This window comes from Actinomycetospora sp. NBRC 106375 (genome assembly GCF_030269665.1).
In the GTDB taxonomy this organism is placed as follows: domain Bacteria; phylum Actinomycetota; class Actinomycetes; order Mycobacteriales; family Pseudonocardiaceae; genus Actinomycetospora.
Genome location: NZ_BSTS01000005.1, coordinates 157,559 through 172,399, shown reverse-complemented (window position 1 = coordinate 172,399; position 14,841 = coordinate 157,559). Strand labels below are relative to the sequence as shown.

Below are 14,841 nucleotides of genomic sequence, written 5' to 3'. Positions count from 1 at the left end.
GTCGACCCGCCGTTCACTCCTGGCGCATCGCGTTGGCGTGCACGGCGTCGCGGACGTACTGCGCCAGCCCCGGCGCCTGGTCCTCGTAGGTCTTCCGGAACCGCTCGTCGTTGACGTACATCCGCGAGATGCAGGCGTGGAACTCCGGCGAGCAGTCGAAGAACCACCGCGCCATGTGCTGCCGGTGGGCCTCCGCGACGTCCATCGCGTGCTCGCCGTCGGCGGGCTCGCCGGCCTGCAGGGCCGCGACGAAGCGGGCGTTGACGTCGTCCGTCTCCGCCTTGATCGTCTCCCAGTCGGCCTTCGTGTAGCGCGCGGTGCGCTGCTGGGACTGGCGCCACGCCTCGGTGTCGCCCCAGCGCTCCTGCGCCTCCTGCTGGTACTCCTCGGAGTAGCCGTCGCCGAACAGCTCGCGCTGCTCCTCACGCGTCAGCTGGATGCCGGACACTTCTGCCTCCAGGGCTCGGTCGATGGCCGTGACGAGCTCGGTGAGCTCGCCCAGCCGGGACGTGACCGCGGCCCGTTGCCGGCGCAGGTGCGCGGCGACGTCCGCGTCGGGGTCGTCGAGGAGGACGGCGACCTCCTCGAGCGCGAACCCCAGCCGCCGGTAGACCACCACGTGCCGCAGGCGCACGAGGTCCTCGTCGGTGTAGATCCGGTACCCCGACGCACTGCGGCGGCTCGGGCGCAGGAGCCCGATCTCGTCGTAGTGGTGCAGGGTCCGCACCGTCACCCCGGAACGCTCGGCCACCTGGCCGACCGTCCACTGCGTGGTCGATCGGGTGGTCCCCGGTGCCGTCTCGGTCATGGGAACCACCCTCGGCCCTCTCGTCGCGTGAGGGTCAAGTGTCGCCTCAGGCGACCCCTTCCGGCGAGGCCCCGGACACCTGGACGCCGTCGGCGGTGATCTTCTCGATCTCGGCGAGGTCGTCCTTTGACAGTGACACGTCCACCGCGGCCAGCGAGCGCTCGATGTTCTTGTCCGACCGCGCGCCGACGATCGCGACGTCGATGCCGTCCTGGGCGAGCACCCACGCGATCGCGAGCTGGGAGACCTCGCAGCCCTTGTCGGCGGCGAAGGACTTCAGGCGCTCGACGACCTCGAGGTTGGTCCGGAACTTCTCGCCGTTGAAGGCGGAGGCTTGCGCGCGCCAGTCGGAGTCCTCGAAGGTGGTCGAGGTGTCCATCGTGCCGGTCAGCAGCCCCGAGCCGAGCGGGCTGTAGACCAGCGTGCCGATGTCGTGCTGGCGCACGTACGGGAGCACGTCGTCCTCGATGCCGCGGCGGAACAGGTGGTACGGCGGCTGCAGCGTCTCCACCGGCCGGCGACGGTCGAACGCGGCCATCTGCTCGGCGGAGTAGTTCGAGACCCCGATGTGCCGGATCTTGCCCTCGTCGACCAGTTCCTGCAGGTAGCCCGCCGTGTCCTCGAACGGTGTCTGCTCGTCGGGCCAGTGCACCTGGTAGAGGTCGACGTGGTCGATCTTCATCGCCTTCAGGGACGACTCGACGCCCGAGCGCAGCCACTCCCGGCGGGAGTCGCGCGGACGGTCGGTGCCGGGGTTGATGCCGCCCTTGGTGGCGATGACGACCGAGTCGCGGTCACGGTCCAGCTCGCTGCGCAGGGCGTTGGCGAGCACCTCCTCGGACTCGCCGAACCCGTAGGCCTGGGCGGTGTCGAAGAAGTTCACGCCGAGGTCCAGCGCGTGCCGGATCGCCCGCTGCGCGGCGTCCGCGTCGTAGGAGCCCCACTCGCCGGAGACCTGCCAGGTGCCGAACGCGATCCGCGACACCTGCAGGTCGGTCTTGCCCAATCGCGTCGTCTGCATGCTCATCGCGTACCCGGGTGAGCGCGGTCGGGAACGACCTCACGGCAGGAGGAGCGTCGAGTCACCGAACTCGTGCCAGAGGTAGCGCTCGGCGACCGCGGCCTCGTAGGTCCGTCCGACGAGCCCCGGACCGGCCACGGCCTCGAGCAGCGCGAGGTGGCTCGCCTCGGGCTCGTGCAGCCCCGAGATCAGGCCCGTGATCGTGCGGGCGGGACGGTGGGCGCCGAGGACGAGGTCGGTCCACCCGTGTCCCGGGGACACGGTGCCGTCGGGTGCGGCGACCGTCTCCAGCGCCCGCACGACCGTCGTCCCGACCGCGACGACCCGCGATCCGGCCGCGTGCGCCGAGTTCACCAGCCGCGCCGTCGTCGGCGGCACCGTGTAGCGCTCGGGGGTCGGCGGCTCGTGCTTCTCGGGGCTCGACACCCCGGCGTGCAGCACGAGCGGCGCCACCGTCACGCCGCGGGCCATCAGCCGCACGAGCAGCTGCTCCGAGAGCGGCCGGCCGGCGCTCGGCATCTCGGCGCTGCCGGGCTCGGTGGCGTAGACGGTCTGGTGGTCGGCGAGCGGGTAGCGGCCCTCGAGGTGCCCGTACGCGATCGGGCGCCCGTAGGTCGCGAGGTACCCGGCCAGCCCGACCAGCGGCCACGGGCGCGCCCGCCACAGCCGCCGCGGGGCGAGCTCGTCGGGGTACGGCGCGACCAGTGTCAGCACCACGCCGGGCAGCCCGAGCCGGTCGCCGGGAGCGACGTCGCGCTCGGGGCCGTCGGGACGGCGCGGCTCGACGACCCAGTCGCCCTCGTCGAGCGCCGTCGCGACGTGCAGCGTCATCGGCCGCCCGTCGTGGTGCCGGACGTCGAGCGCGGCCGGCAGCGTCGCGGAGGTGTTGACGACGAGCAGGTCACCCGGGTCGAGGACGGCCGCGAGCTCGCAGAAGCGCCGGTGCTCGACGCGATCGGGGCGGGCGACGAGCAGTCGCACCCCGTCGCGGGCGAGTCCGCGGTGCTCGGGCGGCTCGTGCGCCTCGGCTCCGGGCGGCAGGACGAACCGGGTGGACGGCAGGACGGAGACGGAGCTCCGCGGAGCTCGACCATCGAGAAGATTCACGACGTCACCGCCGGGGTCAGGTCGGCGGCGCGGTAGCGGCCGCTCGGGTGGTCGCCGTCGACGAGGACGCGCAGCGCGGGGACGACGGTCTCGGGCTCGGGGCGGTCGCTGATGTCCTCGTCCGGGAACGCCTCCTGGTGCATGACGGTGCGCATGTCGCCGGGGTCGACGACGAGCACGCGCCACTGCGGGTTCTCGACGGCGAGGACGGAGCCGAGGAACTCCAGCGCCGCCTTCGACGTGCCGTAACCGCCCCAGCCGTCCATCGGCTCGGCGCCGGCGTCGGACGTGATCGCGAGGATCCGTGCGCCCGGACGCAGCAGCCCGCGCAGCGCCTGCACGAGCCCGAGCGGGGCGAGGACGTTGACGCGCAGGACCCGTTCGAGCACGTCGAGGGGGTAGTCGGCGAGCTGCGGCTGCGGGCTCGGCCCGAGCAGGCTCGCGTTGAGGACGAGGACGTCGAGGCCGCCGAGGTCGTCGACGGTCTCGGCGAGCTCCGCGCGGTGGACGGGGTCGGCGACGTCGCCGGGGACGCTCACGACGTCGGGCAGCCCCGCGACCGCCGCGGCGAGCTCGTCGCCGTGCCGTGCGTCGACGACGACCCGCCAGCCGTCGGTCGCGAGGTCCGCGGTGAGGGCGCGGCCGAGTCCGCGGGACGCGCCGGTGATGAGTGCGGTGGGTCGGTGTTCGGTCATGCTCTCGACGGTGCGACCTGCACAAAGGTCGAGGTCAAGCACCGGTTCCGCGGAACCGCACCCGACGCCGCGGTGGTCGTGCCAGCCTGCCGTCATGGCCGGCGGCTTCGCGGTGGATCCCGACGCGCTGCACCGCGCGGCCGAAGGCGTACGGGCCACGGTCGAGCAGGTCGAGGTCGGGCGCCTCGACGGCGTCGGGAGCGCCGCCGGTCACGACCGGCTCGGCGACGCGATCGGCGAGTTCGCGACGCGATGGCAGCAGGGTGTCGAAGCCCTGGCCGAGGACGGCCGGGCGATCGCCGAGCGCCTGGCCGCCGCCGAGGCCGGGTACCGCCGCGTGGACGGCGCAGGCGCTCGGGGGCTCGACGGCCTGCTGCGCGGTGCAGGTCCCGATCCCGGTGGCGGGTGACGTGCCGGAGCTCGGCGCGACCGACGATCCGGCGACCCTGATCCCCGGCGACCCCGCGGTGCTGCGATCGGCCGGAGGCACCTATCACCGCTACGCCGGGATGCTCCGCGACGCCGCGGCCGGGCTCGGGCAGGTCGCTGCGCCGGAGGGGTGGTCCGGGCCCGCCGCCGACGGCTTCCGCGCCGCGTTCCACCCCGAGCCCCGGCGGTGGCAGGACGCGGCGACGGCCTTCGTCGAGGCGGCGCGAGCGGTCGACGACCATGCGGCGGCGCTGGAGTGGGCGCGGGGACGGGCCGGCGACGCCGTGGCGCGGTGGGCTGCCGCGGGGGCCGCGTCGGAGGCCGCGCGGACTCAGTACGACCGGGCGATCGCCGCCGGCGCGACGCCGACACCCTTCGTGGACCCGGGGGAGACCGCACGTGTCGACGCGCAGGCCGTCCTCACGCAGGCCCGCCGGCACGTGCGGGAGTCCGGCGACCGGTCCGCCGCTGTTGTCACGGCCGCGTGCGCCGCCGCCCCGTCGGCACCGGGATTCTGGGGTCGGCTCGCCGATGGCACGGGAGCGGTCGCCGCCGACGCCGGGAACGCGCTCGCGTCGGTCGGCAACGCCCTGCTCGGCCACCCCGCGGACGTCGCGGCGATGGTCGCCGGTGGCGCGTTGGCCACGGTGAGCGCCGTGGGTGTCGTCGGCTCGGTCGCACTCGACGCCACGGGGGTCGGCGCCGTCGGCGGTGTCCCGCTCGGCGGCCTGTCGGCGGCCGGCGTGGCGACCGGCGTCGGTATCGCGGGAGTCGGCGCCGCCGACGTGGTGCAGCACGCCGTGACCGACGACCGCGTCGCCCCGTTCAGCGTCGCCGCGGATGCTGATGCGGGCGCGGACGTGCCGCTGAGCCCAACGGAGCGCATCACCACCGCCGGCGTGCCCGGCGGACAGGAACGGGTCCGCGAGCTCCCCGACGAGCAGGCGGTCGAGGATCTCTACGACGACCTCGCTCGGGACGGCTCGCCGGTGGAGTGGAACCGCTACTCCGGCGAGACGCCGCTGCGTCTGGACGACGGCACGGAGATCGGGCTACGCCAGAGCACCCGGCATGGGAGCACCATCGACGTCAAGCTTCCGAACGGAGAGCAATGGAAGGTGCACATCCCGCGATGACCGAGGACGACGGCGCCGCGAAGGTGCTGCTGCGCGGCCTCTACGACGCGGTGAGCCTCGCCGAGGTCCGCTTCCTGGTCAGCCTGGCCGAGCCGGACGATGTCCCCTACCTCGAACGCGAGCCGGTCGCGCTCCGCGAGGCGAGCCTGCGCGCGATCGATCTCCTCGTCGGGCGTGGCCTGGTGGAGCTGGGCGACGTCGTGGCCGTGGCCGCTGTCCCGCCGGAGTCCGAGGACGGGAGACGCACCGGGCCGCCTCCGGTTCGTTTCGAGCCGTGGCCGCTGTCGAACGAGGAGGGCCTCGAGCGCATTCGCCGAGAATGGTGGGACCCGGAGCGCGACCTCGACCCCGGCAACGTGGTGTGGCTCCAGAACACGTCCACCGGGGACGAGGTCGCCCGCGCGATCGAGGCCGCCCGGCATGGATAGCCCAGGTCCGGAAAGACTCTTCGATTCCCGAAGCATCTCGAGAACCCGAGCCCCGGACATCGAGCCGTTCCTCCCCGGCCCCGACCGCAGTAGCGTCGCCCGGCACGGAGGACGGGACATGGACATACGGGAACTCCGCTACGTGGTGACGCTGGCGGAGGAACGGCACTTCCGGAAGGCGGCCGAGCGGCACTACATCGCTCCGCAGGCCTTCGGGCGGCATGTCCGTGCCCTCGAGAAGGAGATCGGCGCGCGGCTGTTCGACCGCACGAGCCGGCGGGTCGACCTCACGCCCGCCGGGGTGCGGCTGGTCGAGCGGGCCCGGGACGTGCTGGCGCGGGTCGACGACCTCGCCGCCGCCGTCCGCGACGCGCCGCCCGCGCACGACGACGGGGTGGTGCGCGTCGGCGTCCTCGGGTTCGGGGCCGCCGACCGCTGGCCGGCGCTGCGCCGGCTCGTCCAGGCCCAGCTCCCCACCAGCACCCTCGTGCACATCGAGCTGGACTGGGACTCGCAGTTCGACGCCGTGCGCGAGGGCGAGGTCGACGTCGCCGTGGTCCACGACGTCGGGCCGGTCGACGGGCTGGGCCTCGACCACGTGCTGACGGCCGGACGGGTCGCCGTGGTGCCGGTCGCGTCCCCGTTCGCCGACGCGGAGCGGCTCGACGAGGACGACGTCGCGGGCTCGGCGTGGGTGCGCCCGGTCGGGCGTCACCCCGGTCTCGGACGCTGGGCCGGCCCGGCGACGCAGGTGTCGCGCCGCAGCCCGATGGTGCGCACCCCGGCCGCGATCCCCGCGGCGGTGGCGACGTCGGGGATGCTTGGCATCCACGGCGACCCGGCCCGGCGGTTCTTCGCCCGCCCGGACGTGCGCTTCGTGCCGCTGGCGGGCGAGGAGTGCCACGTCTCGGTGGCCACCCGCGTCGGCGACACCTCCCGCACGGCGCTGGCGTTCCGCCAGGCGGCGGAGCTCGTGGGCGTGTCAAGCCCGGATCGCAACCGAACCGGCACCTGATCCGCGACGCGATCCGCGCCACGGTGGCTTCCACGACCCCGACGACGTGGGAGGCCCACGATGCCCCGCCGGCTCAGCGACCACTTCGGCCACCTGTTCCCGACGACCGCGGTGGGCTCGTACCCGCGGCCCAAGTGGAACACCTTCGACCTCGGCGGCGAGGACATCCGCGTGGCGATGCGCCGCGGTGACTTCGCCGAGGCCTACTCCGACGGCGTCCGCGCCATGATCGGCGACCAGATCGACGCCGGGATCGACCTGCCGACCGACGGGCACCTCTGGTACGACCGCCACGAGGGCTTCATCTCCTCGTTCCTGCTCTACCCCGCCTACCACCTCGACGGCGTCACGGTGGAGCCCGCGCCGAACCACCTGTTCGACATGTTCGGCGCCGAGACCGCAGCGCCGTTCGCCGGCACGTGGAGCGAGGTCGCGGTCGACGGGCCGATCGGGCGCGGCACGATGCACCTCGCCGACCTGTGGAGCGCCGCGCGCGCCGTGAGCCCCCGCACCGTGAAGTTCGCCAGCGGCATGGGCCCGGCCAACATCGCCGGCTGGCTGACCGACCGCCACTACCACGACAAGAAGGCGCTCTACCGCGACCTCGCGGCCGCCTACAACGCCGAGTTCAAGGACGCGGTCGCGGCCGGGGTCGAGGTGCTCCAGCTCGACGACGTCGGCTTCACGCTGCACCAGCCCGAGGACTACCCGCTGGTCCTCGAGACGCTCAACCAGGCCCTCGAGGGCGTCGACGCCCTGACGATCTTCCACATCTGCCACCTGGCCAGCGGCGTCCCGGTCGGCATCACGCCGTACGCGGGCTTCCACGAGCTCGTCGCGAACGAGCTCCAAGTCGACGCCGTCGAGTACGCGTTCGCCGAGACCGGCTTCCCCGACGACGACTTCGCCCTGTGGTCGCGCTTCCCGAGCGACAAGGGCATCGGGGTCGGCTGCATCGACATCAAGCGGCTGGTGGTCGAGACCCCCGAGGCGATCGCCGCCGGGGTGCGCAAGGCCCTCGAGCACGTCTCGCCCGACCGCGTGCACCTGACGTCGGACTGCGGCCTGTTCTCCTTGGCGCGGCCGATGGCGCGCGGGAAGCTCGTGTCGATGGCCAGGGCCGCGGAGCTGCTGCGGGCCGAGTTCGGCTGAGGAGGGTTCTTGCGCTGGAGCACGTTCCGTACCGCGGACGGCGACGAGCGGGTGGGCGTGTGGCAGGGCGGCCTGCTGCACCCCGTCCGGAGCACCTCGTCGCTGCTCGAGCTGGTTGCGCGGGAGCGGCTGGACACGGCGGCGCAGGAGGCGGCGGACGAGCCGGGCATCGACCCGGCCACCGTCACCCTCCTCGCCCCGATCCCGCGCCCGCCGTCGATCCGCGACTTCATGGCGTTCGAGGAGCACGTCGTCACGGCGAGCGCCGCGATCGGGCTGACGGTCGATCCGCTCTGGTACTCCCAGCCGGTCTTCTACTTCACGAACCCGGCGTCGCTGCGCGGCGCGCACGACGACGTCGCGATCCCGCCCGGCAGCGAGGCGCTGGACTACGAGCTGGAGATCGCCGCGGTCATCGGGCGCGAGGGCCGGGACCTCGCGCCCGACGCGGCCGGGGCGTACATCGCGGGCTACGTGCTGTTCTGCGACTGGAGCGCCCGCGACCTGCAGGGCGCCGAGATGAAGCTCAACCTCGGCCCGGCCAAGGGCAAGGACTTCGCGTCGAGCTGCGGGCCCTGGATGCTCACGCCCGACGAGCTCGTCCCGTCCGCGGCGATGGCCGCGTCGGTCAACGGCCAGGACTACAGCGCCGGGCGCCTCGACTCCCTCTACTGGAGCTTCGCCCAGATGATCGCCTACGCGTCGCGCGGCACCCGCGTCGTCCCGGGGGACCTCATCGGCTCGGGCACGGTCGGCACCGGCTGCCTGCTCGAGCTCTCCCGGGTGCACGGCGCCGAGGCCTACCCCTGGTTGCAGGCCGGCGACCGCGTGCACCTCGAGGCCGACGGTCTCGGTGCGATCGACGCGGGGATCGTCCCGGGCGTCGACCCGATCCCGCTGAAGGAGACGTAGTGAGCTCCCGTCACGACGACATCACCGTCCCGGGACCCCCGCGCCGCGAGGAGGTCTCCGACGGCATCCACGCCTACGTGCAGCCCGACGGCACGTGGTGGATCAACAACACCGGCTTCGTGGTGGGCCCGCAGGGCGTGCTCGCGATCGACGCGTGCTCCACCGAGCGGCGCACCCGCGCGTTCCTCGACACCATCGCCTCGGTGACCGACCGCCCCGTCCGCACGCTGGTGAACACCCACCACCACGGCGACCACACCTTCGGCAACGCGCTGTTCGGCGGCGCCGCGATCGTCGCGCACGAGCGTGCCCGCGCCGAGGCCATCGCGTTCGGCCCGGCCCGCGAACTGCCCTACTGGCAGAACCCCGAGTGGGGCGACCTCCCCCTCGACCCGCCGTTCGTGACCTTCACCGACCGCGTCGCGGTCTACTCGGGCGACCTGCGCGCCGAGGTCGTCCACGTCGGCACCCCCGCGCACACGACCAACGACACGATCGTCTGGTTCCCGGAGCGCTCGACGCTCTTCTGCGGCGACCTCGTCTTCAACGGCGGCACGCCGTTCCTGCTGATGGGGTCGGTCGCGGGCGCGGTCGACGTCCTCGAGAACGTCCTGAAGCCGCTCGCGCCACAGACCACCGTCCCCGGCCACGGGCCCGTCTACCACGACCAGGCCCCGCTCGACGCGACGCTGGACTACCTGCGCTTCGTCCTCGACGTCGCCGAACGCGGCCGCGCCGCCGGCGTCACCCCGCTGCAGGCGGCGCGCGACACCGACCTCGGTCGGTTCACGGACTGGCCCGACGCCGAACGCATCGTCGGCAACCTCCACCGCGCCTACGCCGAGCTCGACGGGCTCGACCGCGGCGGGCAGATCGACGTCTTCGCGGCGTTGGACGACATGGTCACCTACCACGGCGGCCCGCTGACCTGCTTCGCCTGACACCGGGCACGCGGTCGGCGATCTCGGCGCACCGGTGCCGCTCGACCTCGACGCCTGGGCCCCGCTGAGATGCTTCGGTTTCCGAAGCGTCCCCGTCGACCTCGCCGTCCACCGATCGACGGCCACCACGACACGGCCTCCCGTCCGGTGTCACCCTGGGCCGCGTCGGTCAGGGAGGCGATGCATGACGACGATCTCCGGCGCCCAGGTGTTCGACGGGAACGACGTGCTCGGTCCCGCAAGCGTGACGATCGAGGGCGGGATCATCACCGACGTTCGCTCCGGGACGGCCGAGGGCGACGTCGACGGCCGTGGCATGACCCTGCTGCCCGGGCTGATCGACGCCCACGTCCACCTGCGCGGCGCCGGCAACCTCGGCCAGGACCTGCGGCACGGGGTCACCACCGTCCTCGACATGTTCTCCGCGCCGCCGCAGTTCACCGCGATGCTGCGCGGGCGCGCCGCGGCGCACACCCACGAGGCCGACCTGCGCAGCTCCGGGCTCATGGCCGGGGCGGTCGACGGCTGGCCCGCGGTGATGCTGCCGCCGGATCCGTCGGGCTGGCGGATGCCGGGGCTGTCCGGACCCGAGGACGCCGAGCAGTTCGTGGCCGACCGCGTCCGCGAGGGCTCCGACTATCTCAAGGTCTTCGTCGAGAACAGCGCCGACGTCGACCGCCCCGTCCTCAGCCCCGAGACCGTTGCCGCCGTCTGTGCCGCCGCGCGGTCGCACGGGCTGCTGACCGTGGCGCACGCGCCGACCCTCTGGGCTTTCCGCACGGCGATCGCCGCCGGCGTCGACGTCCTCACCCACGTGCCGCTCGACGGGCCGCTCGACGACGACCTCGACCTCGCCGGGCTCGTCGTCTGCCCGACCCTCGCCATGATGCGGGCCCGCGCCGACGCCCGGAGCACCGACGACCTGCTCGCCGACCCGCGCCTCCTCGCCGGCCACGACCCCGAGGTCGTCGCCGCTCTGCGTGCCGGGGACCGGGGCCACCTCCCGGTCAGCGACCGCCCCGGCACCGCGTACACCCACGCGGCGGAGAACCTCGCGCGCTTGGCCGACGGCGGCGCGACGATCCTCGCGGGCACCGACGCGAACGACGTCCCGGGCCACGCGGCGGCCGTGCTGCACGGGGCCTCGATGCACCTCGAGCTGGAGCTGCTCGTCCGCGCCGGGATGGCGACGCGGAACGTGCTGCGCGCGGCGACGGCGACGCCGGCGGACGTCTTCGGGCTCGGCGACCGCGGGCGGATCGCCGTCGGGCAGCGGGCGGACCTGCTGCTCGTCGCGGGCGACCCGCTCGCCGACATCACCGCGACCCGCGAGGTCCGGGGCGTGTGGCGATCGGGTGTCCGGCTTTCTGTCGCTGTCTAGCGTCGTCGCGAGACGCCCGGTGACATCGTGAGACATCCCGAGCATCCGGCCGTATGCCGCTCTCTTGCCTCGTCGCTAGACGGCCCGAGAGTTCACGATTCCGGGGCGAACAGGGCGGTCCGCGGCAGCAACCACCCCGCCTCGGGCCCGGCGCGCCAGGTGTCCACCGACCGGTGGTCCTCCTGCTCGACCTGACCGAGCGCCATGAGCAGGTTCGCGTCCCGGAGGAGGGCGATCATCATGTCCTCCTCGGTGAGCGGCTCGCCCTGGCGAATCCAGTAGAGCCCGAGCCCGTCGTACAGCGCGGACACGAGAGCCTGGGTCCGCTGCGGGCCCTCGACCAGCAGGATCCCCACCACTGTCTCGACGAGGAGTCGCCGGAAGCTGCCCGCCGGGAAGGCGGCGCGCAGGCGCCGCACGGCCTCGACGGGATCTGCCGCGCTCTTCGTCGGTGACAGGACCCCGTGCCGGGCGCGGGCGAGGCGGCTCCTGCGCACCAGATCGTGGACGACGACGAGGGGATGCAGGTCGTCCTCCCGTTGCGCCGGCGGCGCCTCGTCACCCCTGGGGTGCCACATCGGGTACCGCTGCTGGATCTGCCGCACGACCGTCCGTGGCAGCCGACCCTGCGGGGTCAGCTGCACGCCGCCGGCGATGGCGTCGAGCACGACCTGGACCCCCGCCGGAACGCGGCCGAGGACACGCTGCAGGCGCGCGCCGATCCGGTCGGCGTCGAACGGACGCAGCTCGCCGGCCTCGCGGGCCCGGGCGTAGCCGGTCGCTCCACCGATGTCGTCGAGCGGCTCGTCGCCCTCCCCGGACACGAGGCCCGGCTCGTCGTCGCCCGGACCGAGGACGGTGACCGTGAACGACCACCAGTCCCCGAAGTCGTAGACGTAGCTGAGCTCCGGCGCCACGGCGCTCAGGCGGACCTCGGTGGCGTCGACCAGCTCCTCGTCCGCGTCCTCGTCGATCGGGCCGTATCGGGCCTCGCCGGCACCAAATTCGTAGAGATGCGTGTCGACGAACCCGAGCGCCGCCTGCAGCAGGAGGTGGACCTCGGCGAGGGTCGACGTCGCGGGGACGTCGAGCACCCGCAGCAGCGGCGGCGTGATCTCGTCGAGCCGGACCTGGAGCCGTGTCGTGCGCACCGACCCACCTCACCACGCGTGAGATCCGCGCCGACCGGGGCCGTTTCGATCCTCAGGTCGGGTGATGAACCAGGACCTGATGGACCCGAGTACATCCTGGGCGGCGACACTGGATCCGACGGCAGCGGTGGAGAGGACCGATGGGCTGCCCGGGGGGAGGACCATGACGACGACACAGGATCTGCGGGTCGCGGCCGGGCTCGCGCCGCCGAGGGCGTTCGACGCCGCGTGCCGGATGGTCGTCGACTACCTCGCGCAGGTCGTGCCGCTCGACGCCTGGGCGGTCACGCGCGTGGCCGACGGGCAGCAGACGATGCTGGTCACCGCCGACGCGGGCTACGGCCTGGCGCCGGGGCTCAGCGCGCCGTGGACGGCGTCGATGTGCCAGTACATGGTGGCCGGCACGGCGCCGCGGATCGTGCCGGACACCCGCGACGTGCCCGACCTCGAGCGCATCGCCTCCGAGGCGGCCGCCCAGGGCATGGACGTCGGGACCTACGTCGGGACGCCGATCGTCACCGGCGACGGCGCGCTGTTCGGGACGGTCGTGGGCATGAACCGCGAGCCGGTCGACCCGCGTCTGGTCGACCAGGAGCCGCTGCTCGACCTGCTCTCGAGCCTGCTGTCGTCGGTGCTCGAGGCGGACACCGCCGCCGTCGACTCCGCGCGCGCCCTCGAGCGGGCGGTCAGCGACGCCGAGACCGACGCGCTGACCAGCCTGCTCAACCGCCGCGGCTGGGAGCGCTGGCTCGCGCGCGAGGACGACCGCTTCCGCCGCTTCGGCGACCCGGCCTCGGTGGTGATGCTCGACCTCGACGGGCTCAAAGAGGTCAACGACACCGAGGGCCACGACGCGGGCGACCGCCACCTGCGCCACTGCGCCGCCGTGCTCCGCTCGACGATCCGCAGCACCGACCCGCTCGCGCGCCTCGGCGGTGACGAGTTCGCGCTCGTGGCGCAGGTGGGCACCGAGGACGCCGAGCGGCTCGTCCTCCGGCTCCGCGACGCCCTCGACACCGCGGGCGTGCCGTGCTCGATCGGCACCGCGCCGTTCACGGTCGGCGGCGGCTTCCCCGGCGCCTGCGCCGACGCCGACGCACTGATGTACGAGAACAAGCGGGCCCGCCGCGGCGGCGACCGCAGCGTCCCGAGCCCCCGCCAGGACCCCCCGACCCTGCCGACCGCCTAGCCCGTGAGCTGGGCGGTCGCGGTCGCGGCGGCGTTGCGGATGTGGAGCACGCACGCGTCGGCGGCGGCCTCGGCGTCCCGGGCCTCGACGGCGTCGACGACGGCGCTCAGCTCCTGGGCGGCCTGCGTCGGGCGGCCCGGCGCGGACAGCGAGGTCGCGCGCAGCAGCCGCACCCGCGCCTGCAGGCCCGCGAGCGTCTGCTGGAGCGGACCGCTCGCCGAGCCCTCCATGAGCACCTCGTAGAAGCGGTCCTTGGCCGCGAGGTGGTCGCCGGCGGCCTCGGCGCTGCGCGCGATCTCGTCGACGGCCGCGCGCAGCGCGCGCACCTGGTCCTCGCCGGCGCGCTGGACGAAGCGGCGCACCGCGAGCGCCTCGAGCGAGGCGCGCATCTCGTAGATGTCGGCCGCATCGGACGCCGACAGCGAGGTCACCTCGGCCCCGCGCTGGGGCACGACGGTGACCAGCCCCTCGGCGGCGAGCTGGCGGATGACCTCGCGGACCGTGGCCCGCGAGACCCCGAGGTTCTCGGTGAGCTCGCGCTCGATGAGCCGCTCACCGGGACGTAGGCGCAGGTCGAGGATGGCCGCACGCACCCGGTCGGTGACCTGCTCCCGCAGCGGCGCGGCGACCCGCGGCAGCGGCTCCGGGCCCCAGACGGAGGACGACACGACGTCCATGGTCCCACCCGCGCCGATCAGCGACCGTCCGCCAGCTCGGCGAGGATCGGCGCCGCGGTGGTCGCGGCGTGGATGCCGACCACGCTCGCGATCTCGAACATCTCCAGGATCTCCGCGACCGTCGCGCCGTGGCCGAGCGCGTTGCGCAGGTGCAGCTTGAGCCCTGGCACGTACAGGTGGGTCGCCGAGGCGTCGAAGGCGCAGTAGACGAGCTCCTTGACCTTCGGCTCGAGCGTGCCGGTGTGCCACGGCACCGACGAGAACGCGACGTAGGCCTCGAACAGGTCCGGGTCCAGCTCGAGGATCTCGTCCCAGAACGTGTGCCAGTAGCCGCGGGTCTCGGTGAACTCGGCCTTGAGCCGCTCCTGGCGCTCGTCGAGGGGGGCCGGCCCCTCGCGCAGCCCCTCCTCGACGAGCACCTCGACCAGCAGCGGGACCCCGATGTTGGCCGCGTGGATGCCCAGCGTGCTCGTGAGCTCGAGGACCTCCATGATCTCCCCCGGCGTCGCCCCGGCGTCGAGGGCGGCGGCGACGTGCTGGCGGACGCCCGGCGTGTAGAGGTGGGTCGCGGCCGCGTCGACCGCGATGTACAGCAGCTCGCGCACCTTCGGGCTCAGGGCGCCGGGCTCGCGGCGCCACGGCACGGCCGAGAAGTCCAGGTAGGCGCGCACGAACGCGGGGTCGAGCTCGAGCATGTGCTGCCAGGGCTCGCCCCAGGTCCCGCGCACGCGGACGAACTCGTCCTTGATGGTCTGCTGCTCGTCGGTGAGCGTCATGACTGCCCCTTCTCTCCTGGGTC

At 73.7% G+C, this 14,841-nt stretch carries 16 protein-coding genes; 9 read left to right on the top strand and 7 right to left on the bottom strand.

What is annotated here, in order from left to right; translation table 11 throughout:
• Window positions 1–13: 13 nt before the first annotated feature.
• Genes QSK03_RS10465 through QSK03_RS10450 form a run of 4 tightly spaced genes read right to left on the bottom strand, consistent with a single transcriptional unit; the run spans window position 14 to window position 3,631 of the window.
• Window positions 14–808 carry a MerR family transcriptional regulator gene (locus QSK03_RS10465; RefSeq protein ID WP_285651301.1) on the bottom strand — a complete coding sequence of 265 codons (795 nt, stop codon included), beginning with the start codon at window positions 806–808 and terminating at the stop codon, window positions 14–16.
• A gap of 46 nt (window positions 809–854) precedes the next feature.
• Entirely contained in the window at window positions 855–1,835 is a 981-nt protein-coding gene (locus QSK03_RS10460) for an aldo/keto reductase (RefSeq protein WP_502872152.1), read from the bottom strand.
• 33 nt (window positions 1,836–1,868) lie between these two features.
• Entirely contained in the window at window positions 1,869–2,936 is a 1,068-nt protein-coding gene (locus QSK03_RS10455; protein WP_285651299.1) for an S-adenosylmethionine:tRNA ribosyltransferase-isomerase, read from the bottom strand.
• Window positions 2,933–3,631, bottom strand: coding sequence for an SDR family NAD(P)-dependent oxidoreductase (locus tag QSK03_RS10450; protein ID WP_285651297.1), 699 nt, complete (start codon window positions 3,629–3,631; stop codon window positions 2,933–2,935). The genes QSK03_RS10455 and QSK03_RS10450 overlap by 4 nt, the downstream gene beginning before the upstream one ends.
• A 94-nt stretch (window positions 3,632–3,725) precedes the next feature.
• Between QSK03_RS10450 and QSK03_RS10445 the strand changes: the two genes are divergently transcribed.
• The 8 genes from QSK03_RS10445 (at window position 3,726) to QSK03_RS10410 (ending at window position 11,025) form a co-directional block, all read left to right on the top strand.
• Complete coding sequence (locus QSK03_RS10445; RefSeq protein ID WP_285651295.1) at window positions 3,726–4,040, top strand: hypothetical protein; 315 nt, start codon at window positions 3,726–3,728, stop codon at window positions 4,038–4,040.
• Window positions 4,030–5,196 (top strand): WXG100 family type VII secretion target, encoded by a 1,167-nt coding sequence (locus tag QSK03_RS10440; protein ID WP_285651293.1) that lies wholly within the window; start codon window positions 4,030–4,032, stop codon window positions 5,194–5,196. Before QSK03_RS10445 ends, QSK03_RS10440 begins: the two co-directional genes overlap by 11 nt.
• Entirely contained in the window at window positions 5,193–5,624 is a 432-nt protein-coding gene (locus QSK03_RS10435) for a hypothetical protein (RefSeq protein ID WP_285651292.1), read from the top strand. Before QSK03_RS10440 ends, QSK03_RS10435 begins: the two co-directional genes overlap by 4 nt.
• Before the next feature lie 118 nt (window positions 5,625–5,742).
• Window positions 5,743–6,639: a LysR family transcriptional regulator gene (locus QSK03_RS10430; protein WP_285651288.1), complete on the top strand. Its 897-nt coding sequence runs from the start codon at window positions 5,743–5,745 to the stop codon at window positions 6,637–6,639.
• Between the two features lie 60 nt (window positions 6,640–6,699).
• Window positions 6,700–7,791 carry a hypothetical protein gene (locus tag QSK03_RS10425; protein ID WP_285651285.1) on the top strand — a complete coding sequence of 364 codons (1,092 nt, stop codon included), beginning with the start codon at window positions 6,700–6,702 and terminating at the stop codon, window positions 7,789–7,791.
• 9 nt (window positions 7,792–7,800) lie between these two features.
• Complete coding sequence (locus QSK03_RS10420) at window positions 7,801–8,703, top strand: fumarylacetoacetate hydrolase family protein (protein WP_285651282.1); 903 nt, start codon at window positions 7,801–7,803, stop codon at window positions 8,701–8,703.
• Window positions 8,703–9,644: an MBL fold metallo-hydrolase gene (locus QSK03_RS10415; RefSeq protein ID WP_285651279.1), complete on the top strand. Its 942-nt coding sequence runs from the start codon at window positions 8,703–8,705 to the stop codon at window positions 9,642–9,644. Before QSK03_RS10420 ends, QSK03_RS10415 begins: the two co-directional genes overlap by 1 nt.
• 184 nt (window positions 9,645–9,828) lie before the next feature.
• Window positions 9,829–11,025, top strand: coding sequence for an amidohydrolase family protein (locus QSK03_RS10410; RefSeq protein ID WP_285651276.1), 1,197 nt, complete (start codon window positions 9,829–9,831; stop codon window positions 11,023–11,025).
• A 92-nt stretch (window positions 11,026–11,117) separates the two neighbouring features.
• Here QSK03_RS10410 and QSK03_RS10405 read toward each other — a convergent pair whose 3' ends face one another.
• A complete protein-coding gene (locus QSK03_RS10405) occupies window positions 11,118–12,176 on the bottom strand; it encodes a plasmid pRiA4b ORF-3 family protein (RefSeq protein WP_285651274.1) in 1,059 nt (352 codons plus the stop codon).
• A 163-nt stretch (window positions 12,177–12,339) separates the two neighbouring features.
• Between QSK03_RS10405 and QSK03_RS10400 the strand changes: the two genes are divergently transcribed.
• Window positions 12,340–13,365, top strand: a complete 1,026-nt coding sequence (locus QSK03_RS10400) for a sensor domain-containing diguanylate cyclase (RefSeq protein ID WP_285651272.1) — start codon at window positions 12,340–12,342, stop codon at window positions 13,363–13,365.
• Here QSK03_RS10400 and QSK03_RS10395 read toward each other — a convergent pair.
• Together QSK03_RS10395 and QSK03_RS10390 are read right to left on the bottom strand one after the other, a co-directional pair.
• Entirely contained in the window at window positions 13,362–14,033 is a 672-nt protein-coding gene (locus tag QSK03_RS10395) for a GntR family transcriptional regulator (protein ID WP_285651270.1), read from the bottom strand. The two genes, QSK03_RS10400 and QSK03_RS10395, sit on opposite strands and share 4 nt — an antisense overlap.
• A 26-nt stretch (window positions 14,034–14,059) precedes the next feature.
• A complete protein-coding gene (locus QSK03_RS10390) occupies window positions 14,060–14,818 on the bottom strand; it encodes a carboxymuconolactone decarboxylase family protein (RefSeq protein WP_285651269.1) in 759 nt (252 codons plus the stop codon).
• Between the last annotated feature and the right edge of the window lie 23 nt (window positions 14,819–14,841).

Bases quoted from the DNA above. Each gene is read 5' to 3' on its own strand.
- QSK03_RS10465 (WP_285651301.1), bottom strand. From the start codon at position 808: ATGACCGAGACGGCACCGGGGACCACCCGATCGACCACGCAGTGGACG.
- QSK03_RS10460 (WP_502872152.1), bottom strand. From the start codon at position 1,835: ATGAGCATGCAGACGACGCGATTGGGCAAGACCGACCTGCAGGTGTCG.
- QSK03_RS10450 (WP_285651297.1), bottom strand. From the start codon at position 3,631: ATGACCGAACACCGACCCACCGCACTCATCACCGGCGCGTCCCGCGGA.
- QSK03_RS10445 (WP_285651295.1), top strand. From the start codon at position 3,726: ATGGCCGGCGGCTTCGCGGTGGATCCCGACGCGCTGCACCGCGCGGCC.
- QSK03_RS10435 (WP_285651292.1), top strand. From the start codon at position 5,193: ATGACCGAGGACGACGGCGCCGCGAAGGTGCTGCTGCGCGGCCTCTAC.
- QSK03_RS10430 (WP_285651288.1), top strand. From the start codon at position 5,743: ATGGACATACGGGAACTCCGCTACGTGGTGACGCTGGCGGAGGAACGG.
- QSK03_RS10425 (WP_285651285.1), top strand. From the start codon at position 6,700: ATGCCCCGCCGGCTCAGCGACCACTTCGGCCACCTGTTCCCGACGACC.
- QSK03_RS10410 (WP_285651276.1), top strand. From the start codon at position 9,829: ATGACGACGATCTCCGGCGCCCAGGTGTTCGACGGGAACGACGTGCTC.
- QSK03_RS10400 (WP_285651272.1), top strand. From the start codon at position 12,340: ATGACGACGACACAGGATCTGCGGGTCGCGGCCGGGCTCGCGCCGCCG.
- QSK03_RS10390 (WP_285651269.1), bottom strand. From the start codon at position 14,818: ATGACGCTCACCGACGAGCAGCAGACCATCAAGGACGAGTTCGTCCGC.